The organism is Bacillus sp. Medicinal_06 (assembly GCF_056711665.1).
The window spans coordinates 347,047-367,230 of record NZ_JBWYHD010000003.1 but is presented as its reverse complement, the minus strand read 5'-3'; the positions used below and the strand labels follow the sequence as shown (position 1 = coordinate 367,230).

21 protein-coding genes and 3 pseudogenes are annotated in these 20,184 nt (G+C 36.2%); 17 read left to right on the top strand and 7 right to left on the bottom strand.

Going from position 1 to position 20,184, the window contains the following annotated elements:
• Positions 1–64: 64 nt before the first annotated feature.
• The 5 genes from AC1M36_RS08930 to AC1M36_RS08910 all read left to right on the top strand — a co-directional run bounded on the left by AC1M36_RS08930 (position 65) and on the right by AC1M36_RS08910 (position 4,976).
• Positions 65–742, top strand: coding sequence for a class I SAM-dependent methyltransferase (locus AC1M36_RS08930; protein ID WP_431613213.1), 678 nt, complete (start codon positions 65–67; stop codon positions 740–742).
• Positions 743–842: 100 nt separating this feature from the next.
• Positions 843–2,531 carry a formate--tetrahydrofolate ligase gene (locus AC1M36_RS08925; RefSeq protein ID WP_431613235.1) on the top strand — a complete coding sequence of 563 codons (1,689 nt, stop codon included), beginning with the start codon at positions 843–845 and terminating at the stop codon, positions 2,529–2,531.
• 90 nt (positions 2,532–2,621) lie between these two features.
• The gene (locus AC1M36_RS08920; RefSeq protein ID WP_336453639.1) at positions 2,622–3,149 is read left to right on the top strand and encodes a hypothetical protein; all 528 of its coding nucleotides are present in this window, start codon (positions 2,622–2,624) and stop codon (positions 3,147–3,149) included.
• Between the two features lie 19 nt (positions 3,150–3,168).
• A complete protein-coding gene (locus AC1M36_RS08915; protein WP_479845766.1) occupies positions 3,169–4,338 on the top strand; it encodes a DEAD/DEAH box helicase in 1,170 nt (389 codons plus the stop codon).
• A 197-nt stretch (positions 4,339–4,535) separates the two neighbouring features.
• Positions 4,536–4,976, top strand: coding sequence for an SRPBCC family protein (locus AC1M36_RS08910; protein ID WP_336453637.1), 441 nt, complete (start codon positions 4,536–4,538; stop codon positions 4,974–4,976).
• A gap of 96 nt (positions 4,977–5,072) precedes the next feature.
• On the opposite strand, the pseudogene AC1M36_RS08905 reads toward AC1M36_RS08910, so the two are convergent.
• Positions 5,073–5,702: pseudogene (locus tag AC1M36_RS08905) on the bottom strand (hydrolase).
• Between the two features lie 11 nt (positions 5,703–5,713).
• On the bottom strand, positions 5,714–6,694 hold the full coding sequence (locus AC1M36_RS08900) for a quinone oxidoreductase family protein (protein ID WP_336453636.1): 981 nt from the start codon (positions 6,692–6,694) through the stop codon (positions 5,714–5,716).
• A 205-nt stretch (positions 6,695–6,899) separates the two neighbouring features.
• Between AC1M36_RS08900 and AC1M36_RS08895 the strand changes: the two genes are divergently transcribed.
• From AC1M36_RS08895 to tnpB, 3 genes and pseudogenes are all read left to right on the top strand, one after another.
• Positions 6,900–7,478, top strand: coding sequence for a sigma-70 family RNA polymerase sigma factor (locus tag AC1M36_RS08895; RefSeq protein WP_336453635.1), 579 nt, complete (start codon positions 6,900–6,902; stop codon positions 7,476–7,478).
• Positions 7,475–8,161 (top strand): DUF3600 domain-containing protein, encoded by a 687-nt coding sequence (locus tag AC1M36_RS08890; RefSeq protein ID WP_479845765.1) that lies wholly within the window; start codon positions 7,475–7,477, stop codon positions 8,159–8,161. The genes AC1M36_RS08895 and AC1M36_RS08890 overlap by 4 nt, the downstream gene beginning before the upstream one ends.
• A 490-nt stretch (positions 8,162–8,651) precedes the next feature.
• Positions 8,652–9,766 (top strand): annotated as a pseudogene (tnpB, locus tag AC1M36_RS08885) (IS200/IS605 family element RNA-guided endonuclease TnpB).
• Positions 9,767–9,825: 59 nt separating this feature from the next.
• Here the strand turns inward: tnpB and AC1M36_RS08880 are convergent.
• From AC1M36_RS08880 to AC1M36_RS08870, 3 genes are all read right to left on the bottom strand, one after another.
• Complete coding sequence (locus AC1M36_RS08880) at positions 9,826–10,239, bottom strand: hypothetical protein (RefSeq protein ID WP_336453633.1); 414 nt, start codon at positions 10,237–10,239, stop codon at positions 9,826–9,828.
• Between the two features lie 102 nt (positions 10,240–10,341).
• Entirely contained in the window at positions 10,342–11,313 is a 972-nt protein-coding gene (locus AC1M36_RS08875; RefSeq protein WP_336453632.1) for an MBL fold metallo-hydrolase, read from the bottom strand.
• Positions 11,314–11,402: 89 nt separating this feature from the next.
• Positions 11,403–11,612: a DUF3925 family protein gene (locus AC1M36_RS08870; RefSeq protein ID WP_336453631.1), complete on the bottom strand. Its 210-nt coding sequence runs from the start codon at positions 11,610–11,612 to the stop codon at positions 11,403–11,405.
• A 224-nt stretch (positions 11,613–11,836) separates the two neighbouring features.
• Here AC1M36_RS08870 and AC1M36_RS08865 point away from each other — a divergent pair, with 224 nt between their 5' ends.
• Positions 11,837–12,313, top strand: coding sequence for a glutathione peroxidase (locus AC1M36_RS08865; RefSeq protein ID WP_336453630.1), 477 nt, complete (start codon positions 11,837–11,839; stop codon positions 12,311–12,313).
• 182 nt (positions 12,314–12,495) lie between these two features.
• Here the strand turns inward: AC1M36_RS08865 and AC1M36_RS08860 are convergent.
• A pseudogene (locus AC1M36_RS08860) lies at positions 12,496–12,861 on the bottom strand (excalibur calcium-binding domain-containing protein); the annotation flags it as partial.
• Between the two features lie 212 nt (positions 12,862–13,073).
• Here AC1M36_RS08860 and AC1M36_RS08855 point away from each other — a divergent pair.
• On the top strand, positions 13,074–13,226 hold the full coding sequence (locus AC1M36_RS08855; protein ID WP_336453629.1) for an exosporium protein G: 153 nt from the start codon (positions 13,074–13,076) through the stop codon (positions 13,224–13,226).
• A 151-nt stretch (positions 13,227–13,377) separates the two neighbouring features.
• On the opposite strand, the gene AC1M36_RS08850 is transcribed toward AC1M36_RS08855, so the two are convergent.
• Positions 13,378–14,160 (bottom strand): hypothetical protein, encoded by a 783-nt coding sequence (locus AC1M36_RS08850; protein ID WP_479845764.1) that lies wholly within the window; start codon positions 14,158–14,160, stop codon positions 13,378–13,380.
• Between the two features lie 117 nt (positions 14,161–14,277).
• Here AC1M36_RS08850 and AC1M36_RS08845 point away from each other — a divergent pair, with 117 nt between their 5' ends.
• From AC1M36_RS08845 to AC1M36_RS08815, 7 genes are all read left to right on the top strand, one after another.
• Positions 14,278–14,925 (top strand): HD domain-containing protein, encoded by a 648-nt coding sequence (locus AC1M36_RS08845; protein WP_336453627.1) that lies wholly within the window; start codon positions 14,278–14,280, stop codon positions 14,923–14,925.
• Positions 14,922–16,814 carry an ABC-F family ATP-binding cassette domain-containing protein gene (locus tag AC1M36_RS08840; protein WP_336453626.1) on the top strand — a complete coding sequence of 631 codons (1,893 nt, stop codon included), beginning with the start codon at positions 14,922–14,924 and terminating at the stop codon, positions 16,812–16,814. Before AC1M36_RS08845 ends, AC1M36_RS08840 begins: the two co-directional genes overlap by 4 nt.
• 75 nt (positions 16,815–16,889) lie before the next feature.
• Entirely contained in the window at positions 16,890–17,621 is a 732-nt protein-coding gene (locus tag AC1M36_RS08835) for a Bax inhibitor-1/YccA family protein (RefSeq protein WP_336453625.1), read from the top strand.
• Between the two features lie 155 nt (positions 17,622–17,776).
• Entirely contained in the window at positions 17,777–18,031 is a 255-nt protein-coding gene (locus AC1M36_RS08830) for a DUF4318 domain-containing protein (RefSeq protein ID WP_336453624.1), read from the top strand.
• Between the two features lie 179 nt (positions 18,032–18,210).
• Complete coding sequence (locus AC1M36_RS08825; RefSeq protein ID WP_336453623.1) at positions 18,211–18,549, top strand: single-stranded DNA-binding protein; 339 nt, start codon at positions 18,211–18,213, stop codon at positions 18,547–18,549.
• A 303-nt stretch (positions 18,550–18,852) separates the two neighbouring features.
• On the top strand, positions 18,853–19,209 hold the full coding sequence (locus AC1M36_RS08820) for a lmo0954 family membrane protein (protein ID WP_479845763.1): 357 nt from the start codon (positions 18,853–18,855) through the stop codon (positions 19,207–19,209).
• 44 nt (positions 19,210–19,253) lie between these two features.
• Entirely contained in the window at positions 19,254–19,916 is a 663-nt protein-coding gene (locus AC1M36_RS08815; protein ID WP_431612847.1) for a PspA/IM30 family protein, read from the top strand.
• Positions 19,917–20,184 lie beyond the last annotated feature (268 nt).

The following is a 20,184-nucleotide window of genomic DNA, read 5'->3' as shown; positions in this document are numbered from 1 at the left end:
AACAGGAATATAGGAAAATGATGTAGAATGGAATGAATGAAAACGAGTGAAAGTAGGGAGAAACATGACAAAGTTTAATTGGCATAAATCCGCAGAAAAAAAGTGGGATGATAATGCGGAATCTTGGAATCAAAATAGCGGGGAAATGTGGGATCATGGAAGTCGTAGTACGATCATCCCATTTTTTGAAAAGTATGTAGACAATGGTGTGGCAGTTCTAGATGTTGGTTGCGGTGATGGATATGGTACATATAAATTAAGTCTCGCAGGATATAAAGCGTGCGGTGTGGATTTATCTGAGCAAATGATTCAAAAAGGAAAGGAACGCGGAGAAGGGCCTAATTTGTCATTTGTAAAGGGAGATCTTTCTTTATTGCCTTTTGAAAATGAGCAATTTCCAGCAGTATTGGCAGTGAACTCGCTAGAATGGACAGAACAGCCATTACAGGCGTTACAGGAGATAAAGCGTGTTTTGAGACCTGATGGATATGCGTGCATTGCTATTTTAGGACCAACAGCCAAACCGCGTGAAAATAGCTATCCTCGTTTATATGGAAAAGATGTTGTTTGTAATACAATGATGCCTTGGGAATTTGAACAGCTTGCAGAGGAACAAGGATTTCACATCGTAGATGGTATAGGAGTATATAAACGAGGGGTAAATGAAAAAATGCTTGGACAATTATCAGTAGAACTGCAACAAGCACTAACATTTTTGTGGGTATTTATGCTGAAAAAATAATGCCTGAAGAAATGTGCAAAATTTAGGAGGGAAATAAGTGCAGAAAATACAAAAAACTGATACAATATCAGCAGAACCAATTAAAGGGGGACTAGGGTATATGACAACTACTACAACAGTTAAATCCGATATTGAAATTGCACAAGAAGCAAGTATGAAGAAAATTCAAGAGATTGCAGCGGAGTTAAACATTTTAGAAGAAGAACTAGAGCCTTATGGTCATTATAAAGGAAAATTATCTCTTGATATTTTTAAGCGCTTACAAACTGAAAAGGACGGAAAAGTTGTTTTAGTAACAGCGATTAACCCGACTCCAGCAGGAGAAGGTAAATCAACAGTAACAGTTGGTTTAGGTCAAGCTTTTAATAAAATTGGTAAAAAAGCAGTTATTGCACTTCGTGAACCATCTCTTGGACCAACAATGGGACTAAAAGGCGGTGCAGCAGGTGGAGGCTATTCACAAGTTGTACCAATGGAAGACATCAACCTTCACTTTACTGGTGACCTTCATGCCATTACAACTGCAAATAACGCGTTAGCAGCGTTTATCGATAACCATATTCAACAAGGAAATGTACTGAAGATTGATACAAGAAAAATCGTATGGAAGCGTTGTGTTGATTTAAATGATCGCGCACTGCGTAATGTAGTAATTGGTCTTGGCGGACCAGTTCAAGGTGTACCGCGTGAAGACGGTTTTGATATTACAGTAGCGTCTGAAATTATGGCTGTATTCTGCCTTGCGACAGATATTCAAGATTTAAAGATGCGTTTATCTCGCATTGTCGTTGCTTATAATATGGACAATGAGCCTGTAACAGTTAAAGATTTAGGTGTAGAAGGAGCGTTAACACTTCTATTAAAAGATGCGTTAAAACCAAACTTAGTACAAACATTAGAAAATACACCAGCAATCATTCATGGCGGACCATTCGCTAATATCGCTCACGGTTGTAACAGTGTTATTGCTACAACAATGGCAGCAAAATTAGGTGACTATGTGATTACAGAAGCTGGTTTCGGCGCAGACTTAGGTGCCGAGAAATTTTTAGATATTAAAGCGCGTGCAGCTGGTATTAAACCAGAAGCAGTCGTTATCGTTGCGACAATTCGTGCGCTTAAAATGCACGGAGGCGTAGCGAAAGATCAGTTAAAAGAAGAAAATGTAGATGCGTTAGCAAAAGGAATGGAAAACTTACAAAAGCACGTTGAAACAATTCAAGCGTTCGGTGTTCCATTCGTAATCGCCATTAACAAATTCATTACAGATACAGATGCAGAAGTTGCATACTTACAAGAATGGTGTAATGATCGTGGCTACGAAGTATCCTTAACAGAAGTTTGGGAAAAAGGTGGCCAAGGCGGTGTGGATCTTGCTGAGAAAGTATTAAAAGTAATTGAAAAAGGTGACAATAAATACGCACCACTTTATGAATTAGAATTGCCATTAGAAGAAAAAATCCGTACAATTGCTCAAAAGGTATATGGCGCAAAAGACATTGAATTTGCTCCGAAAGCACGTAAGCAATTGACTCAATTTGCAGGAGAAGGTTGGAGTAACCTCCCAGTATGTATGGCAAAAACACAATATTCTCTTTCTGATGATGCGACAAAATTAGGTCGACCATCTGACTTTATTGTTACAATTCGTGAACTGAAACCATCTATCGGTGCAGGGTTTATTGTAGCGTTAACGGGAACAATGTTAACAATGCCAGGTCTGCCAAAACAACCAGCTGCACTTCAAATGGACGTAAATGAAGATGGAAAAGCAGTAGGGTTATTTTAAAAGGTTGTAATTCATCTCGTTTATCTGTAAACTATATATACATCAAGTGGCGCCTTTCCATCGAAAGGCGCCTGTTTTTTGGAGGAAATTATGTTTGATCCAACTGCTTTTGACAACTTAAAAGTGATCGTTGAAGGGGCTGTCTATGATTTTGACTTACATGGCGATATTCTTGTAACGGATCGAAAAGATATGATGGACCTTGCCTCGCTAAGTCGTATATACAATATTTCATTTCAATTAAATGAACCGTTTGAAACGCTAGTAGAAGCGATATTTTCATTATCTGTAGATGCGAAGAATTTATCGGGTGAGATATTGGAAGTACCCCAGTTTATACCAGGGTGTGAAATGAAATTAGGGTTTACATTTTCCTTACAGCACCCGGAAGAAGACTGTAAAGAAATTGAAGAATTGTTACAATCTATCTGGGGAAAAGAGCGAATGATTACGCAACAAATTTCATACGAATATAATAAGCAAGCGATTTCATATCATAATAAGGTAGAAGTTCTATTTCAAAAAGCGATTACAGAAGACCATGTTGATGATTTAATAGCTGTTATTTCTCACATGATAGAAACGGTGCGAGCAATACAACATTTTCTTCAAAAATAGAGATAAAGGAGAAAAACAAATGATAAAAGATATGCAACCATTTTTACAACAAGCTTGGGAGAAGGCTGGTTTTAAAGAGTTTACTGAAATTCAAAAGCAAGCAATTCCAACCATTTTAGAAGGACAAGACGTTATAGCTGAATCTCCAACTGGAACAGGAAAAACATTAGCGTACTTATTACCACTTTTACATAAAATTAATCCTGAAGTGAAACAACCACAAATTGTAATCCTAGCACCAACACGTGAACTTGTTATGCAAATTCATGAAGAAGTTCAAAAGTTTACAGCTGGAACTGATATCTCAGGTGCGTCTTTAATTGGTGGTGCGGATATTAAGCGCCAAGTGGAAAAATTGAAGAAACATCCGAAGGTAATTGTTGGTTCACCAGGACGTATTTTAGAATTAATTCGTATGAAAAAGTTAAAAATGCATGAAGTGAAAACAATTGTATTTGACGAGTTTGATCAAATTGTAAAACAAAAGATGATGGAATCAGTCTTTGATGTAATCAAATCAACAATGCGCGATCGTCAATTAGTATTCTTCTCTGCAACAATGACGAAAGATGCTGAAGAAGTAGCACGTGATTTTGCGGTAGAACCGCAATTCATTCGCGTGAAACGTGCGGAAACAAAAAGTTTAGTTGAGCATACGTATATCGTTTGTGAACGTCGTGAAAAAAATGATTACATTAGAAGAATTATGCATATGGGGAATGTAAAAGCAGTTGCCTTTTTAAATGATCCGTTCCGCCTAGATGAAATTACTGAGAAGCTGAAATTCCGTAAAATGAAAGCAGCGGCTCTTCATGCGGAAGCAAGCAAACAAGAACGTGAAGCGACGATGAGAGCATTCCGTCAAGGGAAATTAGAAATTCTACTTGCAACTGATATTGCAGCGCGTGGATTAGATATCGATGATTTAACGCACGTAATTCATTTAGAATTACCAGACACAGTAGATCAATATATTCACCGTTCAGGTCGTACAGGACGTATGGGGAAAGAGGGGACGGTCGTTTCTCTAGTTACACCGCAAGAAGAGCGCAAATTACTTCAATTTGCGAAGAAACTAGGCATTGTGTTTAAGAAGCAAGAAATGTTTAAAGGAACATTTGTAGAATCGAAACCGAAAGCACCAAAGAAAAAGAAACCAGCATTCACTGGGAAGAAGAAGCCTAGATAATGTGAAGCTTCCATTTATATTGGAATAATAAGAGTAAAAAGGCGTGTCGGCATGTATAAAGCAGTCACGTCTTTTTATTGTTTTTGTATGTAATATAAAAAGCTATGTCAAATAACGATGTTGATATTTGAATGACAGGAACGTTCGTTCTATAATGGAAAGAGCTATTAAATATATCGAAAGAGGGTTGATGTAGTATGGATACGCAAGTGATTACGAAATTTAAAATATTCAAATCGGCTAGTGAGGTGTTTGAAACTATAGTAGATCCTGAAAAAATGTCTAATTATTGGTTTTCATCCGGAACTGAAAGACTGGAACAAGGCAAGACGATTACATGGAGATATGATGAATATAATGCAGAAGTTGTAATACGTGTATTAGAAATTGAGAAAAATAAAAAAATCGTATTCTCATGGGGAGGATATGATGAAGAAACCGTTGTTACAATTACATTGAGTGAATTGGATTATACGAGTACAATGATTGAGGTAAATGAATCAGGTTTGAAAGAAGATGACCCGGAAATCGTAAACAAAATGCTAGGACAAAAAGAGGGCTGGGTATATGTGTTAACTTGTTTAAAAGGCTATTTGGAAAATGGGGTTAATAATTTGAGAGCGTCATTAATTCATTGATAAAATAACTTCACGTTTAAAAGAACCTTTCGGCTCTTTTAAACGTGAAGTATCTAATTTTCAAGAAGCACCCACTCCAAGCAACCCGTAAGAGTGTTAAGTGGTGTGTAGTTCACTAGTAGTTTTTAAAAAGAAGAAGCCTTTCTCAATAGCAGTTTCTATATAACCGACGATTTGATTAAATGTAAACACTTGTAAGTCTGCATGTAAATCTTGCTCCGGATACAACATATCATCGAAAATAAATTTTTAAAAAGCTAGAACGTTTTCTTCAGTCACTTCCTCGATCTTTGGTATGTTTGCTTTTTGATTAAGAAAAGAAAGAAATTGCTGCTCTTTATCGTAATGATGTAATAGTTTTGCATTCAACAATTTAAAATCGTTATGATATAGGGATAACATTGTTTTGTCATGCTCGATTCTATGTTTGAGCCAAGGAAGAAAAAATCCGTTCAACCAATTATCATCAGCGATAAGGTGTGTGTAATAACCTAAAATAAAAGGGGAGTCTATAAATGATTCATATTTATGAAGAAATGCATCATAATCGATTCTTCTCGTATAGTTTTTTGTAGTACCAGCGTAGAAATGGGACTTTTCTTTTTCGACTTTTGAATAAACTGCATCAGGAGCGACTCCACCGAGTAGGAAAGATGTTCGATCTTGAATGGATAATTTCTCTGCAATACCATCAGCAATAATTAAGTGCATAATTCGTGATCCCATATATAACACCTCTATTTCATATCCAAAATGATTTTCCCCGTACTTTTTCTACTTTCGACCCACTCATGTGCTTTCCCTGCATCTTGCAATGGAAAACGTTTACCGACTTTAATTTGCAGGAGGCGGCCATCCCGTAAATATTGAAACACTTGATCGGCGGTATGACGGAGCAAGTGAGGACGCTCCTTACGAGTTGTTCCAAAACTAAAGCCAAGAATGGAACGGCAACTTGCATGTAAATCTTTTGTCTGGAATGTGCCAATTTCGCCACTGGCATTCCCAAAGTGAACAAGACGGCCATAGTAAGCGAGACATTCTAAGCTTTTTTCTGATACTGCACCGGAAATGGAATCTAATATGACATTTGCGCCTTCTCTATTAGTAAATTCATTTACTTTCTCTACAAAATCTTCATTTTGATAACAGATTACGTGGTCAGCACCAGCCTCTAAAGCAATTTTTCTTTTTGCTTCTGTTCCGACTGTTCCAATAACCTTCTTAGCACCCAATAGCTTAGCCAATTGAATTGCAGTTGTACCAATTCCACCAGCTGCTGCATGAATCAAAACCGTTTCATTTTGCTGTAATCTTGCTACATTTGCAAGCAAATTGTAACTTGTAAAAGATACAATAGGACAAGCAGCGGCGGTCGTGAAGTCAACTTCATCAGGTAACACAAACGTAAGGTTTTCATTTGCAACAACATATTCAGCATATGATCCATTAAGAGGAAAAGCGATTACGTGCTGTCCTACGCGGATGTTTTTTACATCCGAACCGACTTGTTCTACAAGTCCTGCCGCATCTATATCAGGGATAAATGGTAGTTTGCGATTTCCTTTTTTTCCATAGCGAGATTTAATATCGGCAAAATTGACGCTTGTTGCGATAACACGGATCAACACTTGTTTTTCTGTAATAGTGGGCATATCTATTTCTCTATACTTCATTGTTTCTGGACCACCAAATTCAGTTACGACAATAGCCTTCATCATATATCCCCCTTAAAATAGATTGTACATTTAATTTTAAGCACTGATCATAAAATGGAAAATTATATAATTGTTATGGTGGATTATAAGCTAACGTTATGAAGTAATTGAGTTTAAATCAATTTATATAAAAAATATGTTAAAAAATCGAACGGAATGTTTTTTACTTGCCAATATATAGTGTAAGACAAAGGAGGGACAATGAATGGATCAGGAAAAAGACTATCATCATCTCATCCAATTAACTCTATCAGGAAATCAAGATGCATACAGTGAATTGTATGATAAGACAATTCAAGATGTTTATAAGACAGCACATTTTTTGATAGAGGAAAAAACAGATGTAGATGATGTAGTCCAGGAAATATACATACAGTTATATCAATCACTTAGTAAATATAATCGAGAAAAACCTTTTCGGCCGTGGTTAATAGGGCTCGCAATCAGACAAATTCACTCATATCGGAGAAGAAGATGGATGCGTTTACGTATTGTCAAGAAAGCTGAAGAACAGAGAAAACCGATTGAATTTGCTTTTTCTAATGATGTTGTGGACAAGATTTCGAATCAAAAGCTTATCGCTCTCATTCATAAATTACCTTACAAATTGAAACAAGTCATTATCTTGCGGTATTTACACGATTATTCACAAGAAGAAGTAGCGAATATTTTACATATTCTGGTTGGAACGGTTAAATCACGAATTCATGCGGCGCTAAAGAAATTACGTCAAAAAGAGCAAGTAGAAGAAATCTTTTTAGGAGAGGTAGGGGATGCGAAGTGAGTTTAGAGTATCGGGTAAGGGAATCTATACAAGAAGCAAAGGGAATTATACCGCCACCTGAGTTGAAAGAAAAAGTAATGATTCAAATAAAAGTAAAGCGCGGAGGGAAAACGATGAAAAAGCGTCTTATCACAGGAGTACTAGCAGCAGCACTATTAATTCCAACCACTGGTTTTGCGTATCAATCTATTATGGCTGATGGTATTTATGGATCGTTTGATAATTTGAAGAAACATGCAGCAAACGCCACATTGCAAGGGTATTTGCGATTAGATGCTAAACTATCACAAGCAAAAGGAGAAATTGGTGAAAAGGAATATGAAGAATTTACAAAGCATTTGAAAAAACTTACAAATGCAAAGCTTACATATGGAGATTCTAACGGTAATATTGATTATGATCAATTATCACCGGCGAAAAAAGAGGAAATGAAAAAGATAGTGGTGGTACTTCAGCCGTATTTTGATAAATTGAATGGGGATAAATCTAGTAAAGAAGTATTAACTTCTAAAGAGTATGAACAGTATATAGATGCATTAATGACCTATGAGAAAGTGCAGGTGAAAATTAAATCAAGCGGACATGTAACGGTGGAAGAAGTTCCCGAAGCGTATAAAGAGGAATTTGTACAAGCGGATCGGTTTATGGAGTATGTAAATGGAAAGGTTCAACAAATAAATTAAGAGTATGAAAAGAAGAGCCGTTGTTTAATCACAGGGTTCTTCTTTCGTTATTACTTAAATTTTTTCATCGCATGTATAGCTACTCTCAGAAGGAGAAGCGCACTAATAAATAACCGACGTAGTCAAATACATTTAAAAATTGATCGTTTGGCTCTTTTGCATTGCTTGCTAAATGTGAGACTCTCACAGATATACATACAGAAGATAGGGGAGGGAGGCTCGTATCATGTTAGCTTTCTTTTTTTATCATTTCCCGACAGAAAACTCCCACCTTAATGAATGGGTAGGCCATGGTCCAATGAAAGGAATTGTTTCATCATAAAAGTCTTTCAATATGTATACATTTTTGAAGGATGACAGAGGAATTTCGACAAAAAAGAAGAAATGATATACGAGAGAAGTATTTTTTGAATATATTATGATATCGTTCTCATACATATCGTGAAAAAAGTATGTAGAAAAACCAAAATAGGAAGTGAGGTGGAACGTGGTGCTCGTCCATAAAGCGTATAAGTTCCGGATCTACCCTAGCGCAGAACAAAAAATACGTATTGCGAAAACAATTGGTTGCTCTCGTTTTGTATTCAATTACTTTTTGGCAAAATGGAATGATAGATATAAAGAAACAGGAAAAGGATTAACCTATGGCACCTGTTCTTCACAATTACCTGCTCTCAAAAAAGAATTTGTATGGCTAAAAGAAGTGGACAGCACGACTTGCAATCTTCTCTTCATAACCTCGCTGACTCGTATTCACGATTCTTCAACAAACAAAACAAAGCACCTCGGTTTAAATCGAAAAAGCATAAAGTTCAATCATATACAACGAAGCATACGAATGGGAACATCGCAATTATAGGTAATAAAATAAAGTTACCGAAACTAGGCCTTGTTACGTTTGCCAAAAGTCGTGAGGTAGAAGGACGTATTTTGAGCGCTACTGTCAGAAGGAATCCAAGTGGAACATATTTTGTCTCGATTCTTGCCGAAGTAGAAGTGCAAGAATTGCCAAAGACAGGCTCCGCTGTTGGTGTGAAAAACTTTGCGATTCTTTCAACTGGAGAGGTATTTGGCAATCCGAAATGGTTTCGGGTATTAGAGAAGAAGCTCGCTCATGCCCAACGTATTTTGTCTCGCCGTACAAAAGGTGGAGCGAACTGGCATAAACAGCGAATTAAAGTGGCTCGTATTCATGAACGAATCACAAATGCAAGAACCGATTACTTGCAAAAACTTTCTACTATGATCATCAAAAACCACGATGTGATTGGGATAGAAGATTTGCAAGTATCCAATATGTTATAGAATCAAAAGCTAGCGAAAGCAATTCAAGAAGTATCTTGGTCACAATTCAGAGCGATGCTTGCGTATAAGGCAGAGTGGTATGGGAAACAAGTCGTTGTGGTAGCAAAAACATTCGCCAGCTCTCAACTTTGTTCGCATTGTGGCAACAAAAACAAAGGCGTGAAAGATCTGAAATTGCGTGAATGGAAGTGTCTTTCTTGTGGTATGCATCATGATAGAGATGTCAACGCAGGACAAAATTTAAGAAAAGAGGCCTTAAGGCTTCTAACCGTAGGGACTACGGGGATTGCCTACTCATAAAGCCGAGGGATACTTTGGTGTTCGTAGGAATCCCCCACTTCAAACAGTTTGTTAGATTGTTAAGTGGGGTAGTTCAAGAAACAATCTAAGAAGGAGTAACCAGCTATTATGTTTATTATTACAGAAAATGTTGTATTTAGAAGAATGATAGTAGCTAAGTAAGGAAAGAAGTGTCCGAGGGGTGAAAAGTATAACATAGGTGAAAAACCAATCAATATTGAAGGAAGGACAAGGCCTATAAATTTATCTAGTTGAAATTTCCATACATGTTGATTTTTCTTGTTATGAATAAGCTGGCAGAAGCGCAGTACACCACCAATGAAAAAGGGGAAAAATACAAAGAAAAATATTCGAGGATATATATGAAAGGATAGCTCAGCTTGTTGATCTAAATAGAATTGAATTTTCCCTCCTGTAAATAGCAATATAACAATGAATAAAGTGAAACATAAGTATTTGATTATTTCTTTCATCGTTTCCCTCCTTTTTGTATATGTGTATTATTCAAAAAATATATTCAAAGAAAGAGGATATATGCTTGAAATAGAGCATGATATCCTCGGGTGTTTTTTCACTTAGTTAGTAGTCGTTTTAGCCTTTTCTTGCTTTGTAAGATAATCAATAATTCCCATCGCACTGATTTCCATATCTAGTTTTATCACATCGTAAATAGAATGAGTTGCTGGTACGTCTTGCTGTGAAAGGTGTAAGGATACCTTTTCAAGCAGCAAAACATATAGTTCATGACTTGCCGTTTCAAAATCCTGATTTTTTTCAAATACTTGTTTTCCAGTCTCAACAAAGATAGGTAGCCAATACTCAAGCTGTTTATACACTTCAGAAACATGGGAAGATGCACCGTAATGTCCAAAATAGATGGAGTCAACTTTCATACTTCGGATGCGATCTTTTGCCGCCATCATCGCATCTGGTTGAAACTGTGATGGAGATGTGGTGGGTAAATATAGTTCAACGCCAAGTTCAACTAGTTCTCGATAATAAATACCAATTGTGTCACCTGTGAAAATGCCATTTGTTAAAGAGTCATGGATGCTAATATGGTGTTTTGCATGTCCTGGTGTATCATAAAATGTGAGCGTCCGATTTTTTGAAATTTGTAGTACATCACCATCTTGTACAATATGGACGCGTTTTTCTGGAATAGGAAGGATTGGACTGAAGAGTTCATCAAAAGCATCGCCATATACAGCTTTGGCACCTTGGATTAATTTTGTAGGATCAATCATATGACGTGCGCCACGTGAATGGACGAATAGAGTAGCATTTGGGCACTTTTCCATCATTAAACCAGCGCTACCAGCATGATCAAGATGAACATGTGTAACAATAATATTTTTAACATCTGCTAAGTCGATACGTAATTGATGTAAGCCGTTTAGAATGTACGGAAGAGAAGGGGCTGCGCACGTTTCGATTAAAGTAATATCATCACCTAGTAATACGTATGTACCTGTACGCTCGTTATGTTGTAAATCGTAATCATCAATGATATATAACTGAGAGGATAATTGTTCTATCTTTTTCATATGAATCACTCCTTATAGTCTTTATATTCTTTTATTATAAAATAAAAGGCAGAAAACGAAAAATCGTTTTCTGCCCTTATGTAATGTTGTTATTTACTTTGTTCTTTGCTAATTGACATAATAAAAAATCCGACAATTCCGCCAACTAGTGGGAGAGAAATCATTCCTGCAAGTGTAAAATACTTGCTTAAAAATAGCCCATTTACATCCATAAACCAACCGACAACAAATAATAACATCATGTATAGTACGAAATAAAACTCGCGATTTGAAAGCATTTCACGTTGTGCAGTTTTCATTATCAACACCATCCTTTATTCATTATAATGGAATTGAAAATGTCACAATTTAGAAGGTAAACTGTCACATTTTGTTCACAATTTAATTGTAAAACTTTCCAAGAGAAATGTCTAGTAGTTTGTGTCGAATTTTCGAACGGAAATAAAGCGCTCTCATTAGACGGGAAAGTTAAATACATATATGATGAGAATAAGTAAGAAATGATAGAGAGGGGCTGATATATATGACAGTATATAATTTTTCTGCAAAAACGATTAACGGGGAAGAAAAATCATTGCGAGAGTATGAAGGTAAAGTTCTTCTTATTGTAAATGTCGCAAGTAAGTGTGGATTTACACCGCAATATAAAGGATTGCAAGGTATTTATGAAAAGTATAAAGAGCAAGGATTTGAAATCTTAGGTTTCCCGTGTAATCAATTTGGAGGACAAGAACCAGGTACAGAAGAGGAGATTACAAGTTTTTGTGAACTAAATTACGGTGTATCTTTTCCGATGTTCGCGAAAGTTGATGTAAAAGGTGATGACGCGCATCCACTCTATACATATATGACAGATCAGGCTCCGGGCATACTTGGCATGAAGGCAGTGAAGTGGAACTTTACGAAATTTTTAATAGGGCGTGATGGGAAAGTGATTGATCGTTTTGCGCCGCAGACGAAGCCGGAAGAGTTAGGGAAGGAGATTGAAAAGGTATTGTAAAAAAAGAAGCTCGAATATGAGCTTCTTTTTTATGTATACTAGCGTTCATATATATCCATGTTGTACATTATATAGCTGCATTTTTTACTTCTGCATCGTTCGTATAGAATATATGTTTAGTCGTTAACGTTTGTAGGTTGTATTTGTTGTATAGTCTGCTGTTCTTCTTTTACAGCAGTTATTGCTGATGTGTTTTCATGGGGAGGTTTTGCGATACTTGTTAAACCTTCAAAAGCTACAAATAAAACAGCCGCAATTATAAATTGTATTTTTGCTACACCTGTTTTCTTAATAACAGATAGTATTGCGAGAGTGAGGAAAAAGATACATAAAATGAAACTTAGATTAGCAAAAAAGTTAACAATTGGATGTTTAGTTGTGTCAGCCGCAGTTGCTATTGATAAAATTGAAATCATAAAACAAATAACAGAAGGTCTGCCGTAGTTCATTGCCTCTCCATTTCTCCTAAAGAATGCAATGATACATAGAATTAGTAGAATGAAAGCGATTATGAATAAAGACCCACCTATACTACCTAAAACAGCCATTTTAATACCTCCATTCGCAAGATTACTCTCTATTAATTATATAGGAATAAATTAGAAATTACATGATTTCTAGAGGGAATAAGAAAATTTTATTTCTTTTTGATGGGCTTTTAATTAAATTTCTTTATATAAGGAAAAATAGATTTAATTACTATTACTTTTTTGTAAGAAATTCATAGATTAATAGTAACTCGTCTGAAAGGAGGGTTCTAATGGACTTACAATTGTTGGTGACGTGTATTTTAGAAGAAAACGGAGCATTCTTTTTAGTAACAAAAGTAGATGATGTTATCACGTTAAAAATACCAATCACAGCAAACTTAGCAGCTTTATTTTTAGCATTAGGTGTTCCAAGATGCGAGTAGTGTGAGGTAGGATAGTAGATAGATGAAGTAAATCTTCATCTATCTACTAAATAAACATAATATTATTATGTAAACAAATTGAATTTTAAAAATGTCACCTCACTTATTTTATAAGGAGGTGGCACTTTTATATTTTACAAAACAAATAACCTTAAAACTGCTCATTTTTCTCCCAAGACTCTACAATATAATGAGCAATTGTCGGATTAAATCCTTTTCCAACTAAAAACATAATCGCAGCGACCTCTGTCATAGCATGTTTGTGAGAGGTATGTTTTGCTTCATTCATTCCGTACTCTACCCATGGTTTTACGAAGTCCAATACAGGTTTCTTTAAAGATAAAAATTGTGTTCCAACCACTTGTTGGATTTGTTGTTGTGTTGGCTCAGTGGGAATAGCTGTAGTAGGACCTGGAGGCAAGATTTGTATTTGCGCCGGATCAAATGGAGCTGGTGGTAAGATTTGTGGCTGAGTTGGATCTAATGTTGGTGCCGGTGGTGAAACACGCGGGGCCTGGAATGGTTGATACATTTGTGGTTGTTGATATGGAAAATGTTGAGCTGCGTATGGATTCTGCTGATATTGGGGTTCTTGAAATTGTTGAGCTGTGTATGAGTCCTGCTGGTATTGAGTTTCTTGAAATTGTTGAGCGACGTGTGGACTCTGTTGATATCGTGTTTCTTGAAATTGTTGAGCGCTGTGTGGCTCCTGTTGATATTGAGTTTCTTGGAATTGCTGAACTTGCTCTGTTAAGTATGGATTTTGCTGGTATTGAGCTTCTTGTGTGTTTGGTGCCAAGTGTGAATTTTGTTGATGTTCAAATTCCTGTTGCTGTGGTTCTTGGTCTTCAAGCTGCGGCTCTCGAAATTGTTGTTTTTGATTTTGAGGATAGTATGGTTGCTGCGGGTAAGGATGTTGATTGTTATAGAACATTTTATTTCCTCCTTCAGATCCTTCATGATTGTGCATACAACATAGCGTATGGGCGGACAAGAAAATATGTGATGAAAAAATGTAGGCGTGTTACAATAAGAAATTGGGTGAAGATAAATGAAAAAACAAGAACAAATACAAAAAACAGTCGGCTTTGTAAAAAACATTTTAGAAAAGGATGCAAGTGGACATGATTGGTACCATATTGAACGTGTACATAAATTAGCGATTGTTTTGTCTGAACAAGAAGGTGGGAATCGTTTTGTAATTGAGATGGCAGCTTTACTTCACGATGTAGCGGATGAGAAATTAAATGAAAGTGAAGAAGCTGGTATGAAAAAAGTTTCTGATTGGTTAGAAGGATTGGGTGTTGCTGAAGAAGAAAAAGAACATATCCTTCATATTATTATGAATATGTCATATAAAGGTGGACATGGTGGTAATGTAGACACTTTGGAAGGTAAGGTTGTTCAAGATGCGGATCGATTAGATGCACTTGGGGCAATTGGGATTGCTCGTACGTTTGCTTACGGCGGTGCAAAAGGTCGTTTAATGTATGATCCAAATATTCCCCCGCGTGAAGTAATGACGAAAGAAGAGTATCGAAAAAATAATGACCCATCATTAAATCATTTCTATGAAAAACTTTTGAAGTTGAAAGATTTAATGAATACAGAGGCTGCAAAAAAAGAGGCTGAAGTTCGTCATCGCTACATGGAAGAGTTTATCGAACAATTTATGAAAGAGTGGAATGCACAAATATGAAAATGCTAACAGTAGAAAACATATCAAAATCGTATGGAGATAAACCATTATTCGACGGATTATCATTTAGTATTGCAGAGGGACAACGTGCAGGGATTATTGGTGTGAACGGTACAGGGAAATCTACATTATTAAAAATTATTGCAGGGGTAGAGATTCCTGATACAGGTGATATGACGCATACGCGTGGTTATACAATTAGCTATTTATCACAACAACCGGATTTTAATGAAAATTTGACAGTACTTGAGCAAGTATTCCACGGCGATACGCCGCTAATTCGCCTTCTTCGTGAATACGAACAAGCGTTGCTAAACATAGAACAAGACCCAAGTAATGAAAAAGTACAAGAGCACTTATTTGCAGTGCAGCAACGTATGGACGCGATGAATGCATGGGAAGCAAATGCGAATGCCAAATCACTTTTAACGAAGTTAGGTATTACAGATTTCACAGCAACTGTTGGAAATTTATCTGGTGGACAAAAGAAACGTATCGCAATGGCGCAGTGCTTTATTGAAACACCGGATTTATTAATATTAGATGAGCCAACGAACCATCTTGATCATGAAACGGTAGAATGGCTAGAAGAGTACTTAGCGCGTTATACAGGAGCAGTTTTACTTGTAACGCATGATCGTTATTTCTTAGACCGTGTTACCAATCGTATTTTTGAGCTAGATGGTGGTAAGTTGTACAGTTATGAAGGAAACTATAGTACATTTTTAGAAGCAAAGGCACTTCGTGAAGAACAAGAATTAGCACAAGAATCAAAACGTCAAAACTTATATCGTCGTGAACTTGCTTGGATTCGCCGTGGTGCGAAAGCTCGTTCGACAAAACAAAAAGCGCGTATTCAGCGCTTTGAAGAGTTAAAAGAACAAGAAGGTCCAGCAGCGAAGCAGTCTGTGGATATTTCACTCAGCGGGAGCCGCTTAGGAAAGAAAGTGCTTGAGTTAAAAGATGTAACGAAGAAATTTGGTGATAAAACGGTATTACATAATTTTAATCATATCGTGAAACCAGGAGATCGAATTGGTATTATTGGGGCTAATGGTAGCGGGAAATCATCTTTATTAAATATGCTTGCAGGCAAATTATCACCTGACAGTGGTGAAATTGAAGTTGGACAAACTGTGAAAGTGGCTTATTATACGCAAGAAAATGAAGAGATGAACTTAAATCAACGTATGATTGAATATATTAAAGAAATTGCAGAAGTCATTCATACAACGGATGGTAAAGTTATTGGAGTATCCCAAATGCTTGAGCGTTTCTTATTCCCACCGCATTCACATGGAACACCGCTAGGTAAACTATCTGGTGGTGAAAGAAGACGTCTGTATTTATTACGTCTTTTAATGGGAGAGCCAAATGTACTACTATTAGATGAGCCGACCAACGATTTAGATACACAAACGTTAACAGTACTAGAAGATTATTTGGAAGATTTCCCAGGTGTTGTTCTGACTGTATCACATGATCGCTATTTCTTAGATAAAGTGGTAGATGAACTGTTTATCTTTACTGGTGGTGGCGAAATTCGTGAATTCCTAGGAAGCTATAGTGATTACTTAGATATACAAAAGACTCAAGAACTATTAGAAAAAGTAGAAGTACAGAAAGAAAAGAAAGTAGAAGAAGCTCCGAAGCAACAACGCAAACGTAAGCTTTCTTATCATGAACAACGTGAATGGGAAACGATTGAAGATACGATTGCGACGCTTGAAGAAAAGCTTGAAGCAATTGGGGAAGAACTTGCGAATGTAGGTTCTGACTTTACAAAGGCACAAGAACTTTCAGAAGCGCAAGAGCAAACGGAAGAAGAGCTAGAAAAAGCGATGGAACGCTGGAGCGAACTATCTGACATCGTTGAAGGTTTAAAATAAAAACAAGCTGCATATATTGAAATGTAAAGAGAAAAACTTTACACTATTGGTAGAACCTATTTTAGGAGGGAAAAAATGAGAACATCTAATCCAATGTTGAAGAAAGAGGCATTTCGTAAAGAAGGAGCAAGTGCATCTGCAATGACAATTGGCGGAGCGGTAGGTAAAACATTTATTATGCTTGTCTTGCTTCTTGCAACGTCTGTCTATTCATACATACAGATGTATAATGGGAAAATGCAAATGCCAGTTTTAATTGGGGCATTAATTGTGGCTGCAATCATCGCATTTGCGTCTATGTTCTTCCCAAAAATGGCACCTATTACTGCACCTATTTACGCAGCGGTTGAAGGGATTGTTTTAGGAAGTATTTCAGCAGTATATGCAATTCGCTTTGAGGATTCTATTATTTTAAATGCTGTATTACTAACAATTTCAATTTTATTTGCGATGTTAGTGTTATATGCGACTCGTGTTGTAAAAGTAACAGATAAATTCCGCACAGGTGTAATGGCTGCAACGTTTGGAATTTTGATTATGTACTTAATGGTTTTCCTATTAAACATGTTTGGTGTTACTGTTCCGTATATTCATCAAGGCGGAACAATTGGTATCATTATTAGTGCAGTTGTTATTGTAGTAGCTGCATTAAATTTACTACTAGACTTTGATTTAATCGAAAATGGTGCACGTAGTGGCGCTCCAAAATATATGGAGTGGTACAGTGCAATGGGACTAATGATGACATTAGTGTGGCTGTACTTAGAAATTCTTCGTTTTGTTTCTTACTTTACGAAAAACGACTAATTGAAAGAAATCCTGCATGTTTGAAACATGCAGGATTTTTTGTTTTTTAGATTTAAAGTAAATGCTGTTTGTAATTCAGGAAGAGTTTGTTTTCGGTGGTATAATATGGATGATGAGAGTGGTGAAAATTATGAAATAGCAGGAGGGAAGAGGTTATGATACAAGAAAAGAAAAGTCTACTAAAAAAACTATTAGGAAAGAGCTTTTTTATTGAATTAGACGCCGCATTGATTTATCCATCTACTGAAATCATTTGTAAGGCTATTGAAACATATGCTGCTGAATCTAAGGAAAAACTAGAATTTGAAAGTAAAGTAAAACCGATTACTTTTTATTTAGAAAATACACTGTATCAAGTTGACATACGGATGGCTCGCGGAGGATATTACATATCTTGCACTGAGGTATAAGTGAAATAATGAAATGTAAACATTTTAAGAAATTCTGCATGATTGAAACATGCAGAATTTCTTTTTTTATTTTATTAGATTCAAAGTGCTTATTTTCTTTTAGAAATACAATATTTTACAGTTTTTACCTAACTTCTATTTTTTTCTACAATAAAGGAAAAATGTGAGGTGGTATAAATATGATGAATCGAGTTGTATTAATTGGAAGATTGACGAAAGATCCAGAACTATACTACACAAAGCAAGGGATTGCCTATGCACGTATATGTGTTGCGGTAAATAGAGGATTCCGAAATAGTTTAGGGGAGCAGCAAGCTGACTATATTTACTGCGTCGTCTGGAGAAAATCGGCTGAAAATGTATCAGAGTATTGCCAGAAAGGTTCGTTAGTTGGGATTACAGGTCGTATTCATACGAGTAACTATGATAATGAACAGGGGAAGAGGGTGTATAAAACAGAAGTTGTCATTGAAAGAATTGCGTTTTTGGAGCGAAAGAAAGAGGGGGCATCAAAGTAAAATCAGAAAATATAAGTGAAAGAAATATGCTTTATAAAATAGATATTTTAATAAAAAAACAAACACAAACAAGCTGCTTTCGATATTTTATCGGAACCAGCTTGTCTGTGCTTTTAATCCTCTGTTTTTAAATGTTGTATAAAACGAACAGTCTGAATTTCTGTTTTGGTTTACACACATCTTAATGAGGTCTAACCTGAAATAGGTCTTAAGTCTGATTGGAAAACGGTTCTTAAGCTCGTTATGGGAAATCAAAAAAATAGTTAAGATAAGAGTATCAAATCGAAGGGAGGCAAGCACAAGATGAAACAATTTCTAGTGTTTATCGCAGCCGGTATTTTGGCTTTAATTGCTCTTGGTAGTCTTGCTGGTATTGTAGGATTCGCAATTGGAGCAGGAATTGCGTACTGGAGCTATAAATCATTTGTGCGAGCACAATCATTTTTTGGAAAGTTAGCTTGGGGTATTGCCGGTTTAATCGGCTTGTCAATTGCCCTTTCTCATTCCCCAGCACTAATCGGTGTTGCAGCGTTAGTCGTTCTATACTACGGATACCGTGAGTGGAAAAAAGAAAAAGATGTAGTAGTGGATGCTGCTTCAGAAAGTTCTAAACCATATAGCAACTTTGAAGATGAGTGGAACAAGTTAATGAAAAACTAATATAAAATAATTTAAATCATAAAGTAGAAGAGAGGAAGATTAGAATGAAACAATCTTTATTCGGACGTGTACGCGATGCAATTTTAGCAGATTTTCATAATGTATTAGATGAGAAAGAAAGAAAAAATCCAATTGCTATGTTAAATCAATATTTACGTGATAGTGAGCGTGAAGTAACAAAAATTGAAAAATTAATTCAGCGTCATAAAACATTAAAATCTAACTTTTCCCGTGAACTTGAACAGGCTCGTTATTTCGTAAATAAGCGCTCAAAGCAGGCGATAATTGCACAAGAAGCAGGAGAAATGCAATTGCATGAACGTGCATTAGAAGAAGTAGCATATTATGAAGGGCAAGTCGCTCGTCTAGAAGAAATGTATGCAGGTGTAGTGGAGCAAATTGATGAGTTAGAACGTCGTCTTTCTGAAATGAAGAATAAACTAAAAGAAATGAATGCAAAGCGCATGGAATTAATGGCTCGCGAAAATATGGCACATGCAAACCGTCGTATGAATACAGCTCTTCATAAAATGGATGAGAATAATCCGTTCTTGCGTTTTGAAGAAATTGAAGATCACATTCGTGATTTAGAGCTTCGCATGAATGAAGATCATGAGCGTGATACATTTGATATGAAAATTGCAAAACTTGAGCGTGAAATGAAAGAAAAGGATGGAGTATCTTTAACGAAAGAAGTAACAAAATAATTGTAATACATCATAAAATGAATTTATGGTGATAGAAAAAGGTGTTGCAAAGCAATACCTTTTTTTATTTATCCTGCATTAACGGGTAGTAAGAGTCTTATCTTAAAATTCAGCGAAAGGAAGGGAGGAGCTGATTAACATTTTACTTTTTATTATCAATCTACTTTTTTGAGCGAAGGAGAGAAGGGGGATTATACTAAAAAGGATATATAAATCGGCGGTAGTTGTTACATGATATTCATCAATTCTACTAAGACTATAATCGGGA

Bases quoted from the DNA above. Each gene is read 5' to 3' on its own strand.
- AC1M36_RS08895 (WP_336453635.1), top strand. From the start codon at position 6,900: ATGGATCAGGAAAAAGACTATCATCATCTCATCCAATTAACTCTATCA.
- AC1M36_RS08850 (WP_479845764.1), bottom strand. From the start codon at position 14,160: ATGTTCTATAACAATCAACATCCTTACCCGCAGCAACCATACTATCCT.
- AC1M36_RS08820 (WP_479845763.1), top strand. From the start codon at position 18,853: ATGAAACAATTTCTAGTGTTTATCGCAGCCGGTATTTTGGCTTTAATT.
- AC1M36_RS08920 (WP_336453639.1), top strand. From the start codon at position 2,622: ATGTTTGATCCAACTGCTTTTGACAACTTAAAAGTGATCGTTGAAGGG.
- AC1M36_RS08870 (WP_336453631.1), bottom strand. From the start codon at position 11,612: ATGAAAACTGCACAACGTGAAATGCTTTCAAATCGCGAGTTTTATTTC.
- AC1M36_RS08835 (WP_336453625.1), top strand. From the start codon at position 16,890: ATGAGAACATCTAATCCAATGTTGAAGAAAGAGGCATTTCGTAAAGAA.
- AC1M36_RS08825 (WP_336453623.1), top strand. From the start codon at position 18,211: ATGATGAATCGAGTTGTATTAATTGGAAGATTGACGAAAGATCCAGAA.
- AC1M36_RS08900 (WP_336453636.1), bottom strand. From the start codon at position 6,694: ATGAAGGCTATTGTCGTAACTGAATTTGGTGGTCCAGAAACAATGAAG.
- AC1M36_RS08925 (WP_431613235.1), top strand. From the start codon at position 843: ATGACAACTACTACAACAGTTAAATCCGATATTGAAATTGCACAAGAA.
- AC1M36_RS08815 (WP_431612847.1), top strand. From the start codon at position 19,254: ATGAAACAATCTTTATTCGGACGTGTACGCGATGCAATTTTAGCAGAT.
- AC1M36_RS08855 (WP_336453629.1), top strand. From the start codon at position 13,074: ATGGACTTACAATTGTTGGTGACGTGTATTTTAGAAGAAAACGGAGCA.
- AC1M36_RS08880 (WP_336453633.1), bottom strand. From the start codon at position 10,239: ATGAAAGAAATAATCAAATACTTATGTTTCACTTTATTCATTGTTATA.
- AC1M36_RS08845 (WP_336453627.1), top strand. From the start codon at position 14,278: ATGAAAAAACAAGAACAAATACAAAAAACAGTCGGCTTTGTAAAAAAC.
- AC1M36_RS08930 (WP_431613213.1), top strand. From the start codon at position 65: ATGACAAAGTTTAATTGGCATAAATCCGCAGAAAAAAAGTGGGATGAT.
- AC1M36_RS08915 (WP_479845766.1), top strand. From the start codon at position 3,169: ATGATAAAAGATATGCAACCATTTTTACAACAAGCTTGGGAGAAGGCT.
- AC1M36_RS08830 (WP_336453624.1), top strand. From the start codon at position 17,777: ATGATACAAGAAAAGAAAAGTCTACTAAAAAAACTATTAGGAAAGAGC.
- AC1M36_RS08840 (WP_336453626.1), top strand. From the start codon at position 14,922: ATGAAAATGCTAACAGTAGAAAACATATCAAAATCGTATGGAGATAAA.
- AC1M36_RS08910 (WP_336453637.1), top strand. From the start codon at position 4,536: ATGGATACGCAAGTGATTACGAAATTTAAAATATTCAAATCGGCTAGT.
- AC1M36_RS08875 (WP_336453632.1), bottom strand. From the start codon at position 11,313: ATGAAAAAGATAGAACAATTATCCTCTCAGTTATATATCATTGATGAT.
- AC1M36_RS08865 (WP_336453630.1), top strand. From the start codon at position 11,837: ATGACAGTATATAATTTTTCTGCAAAAACGATTAACGGGGAAGAAAAA.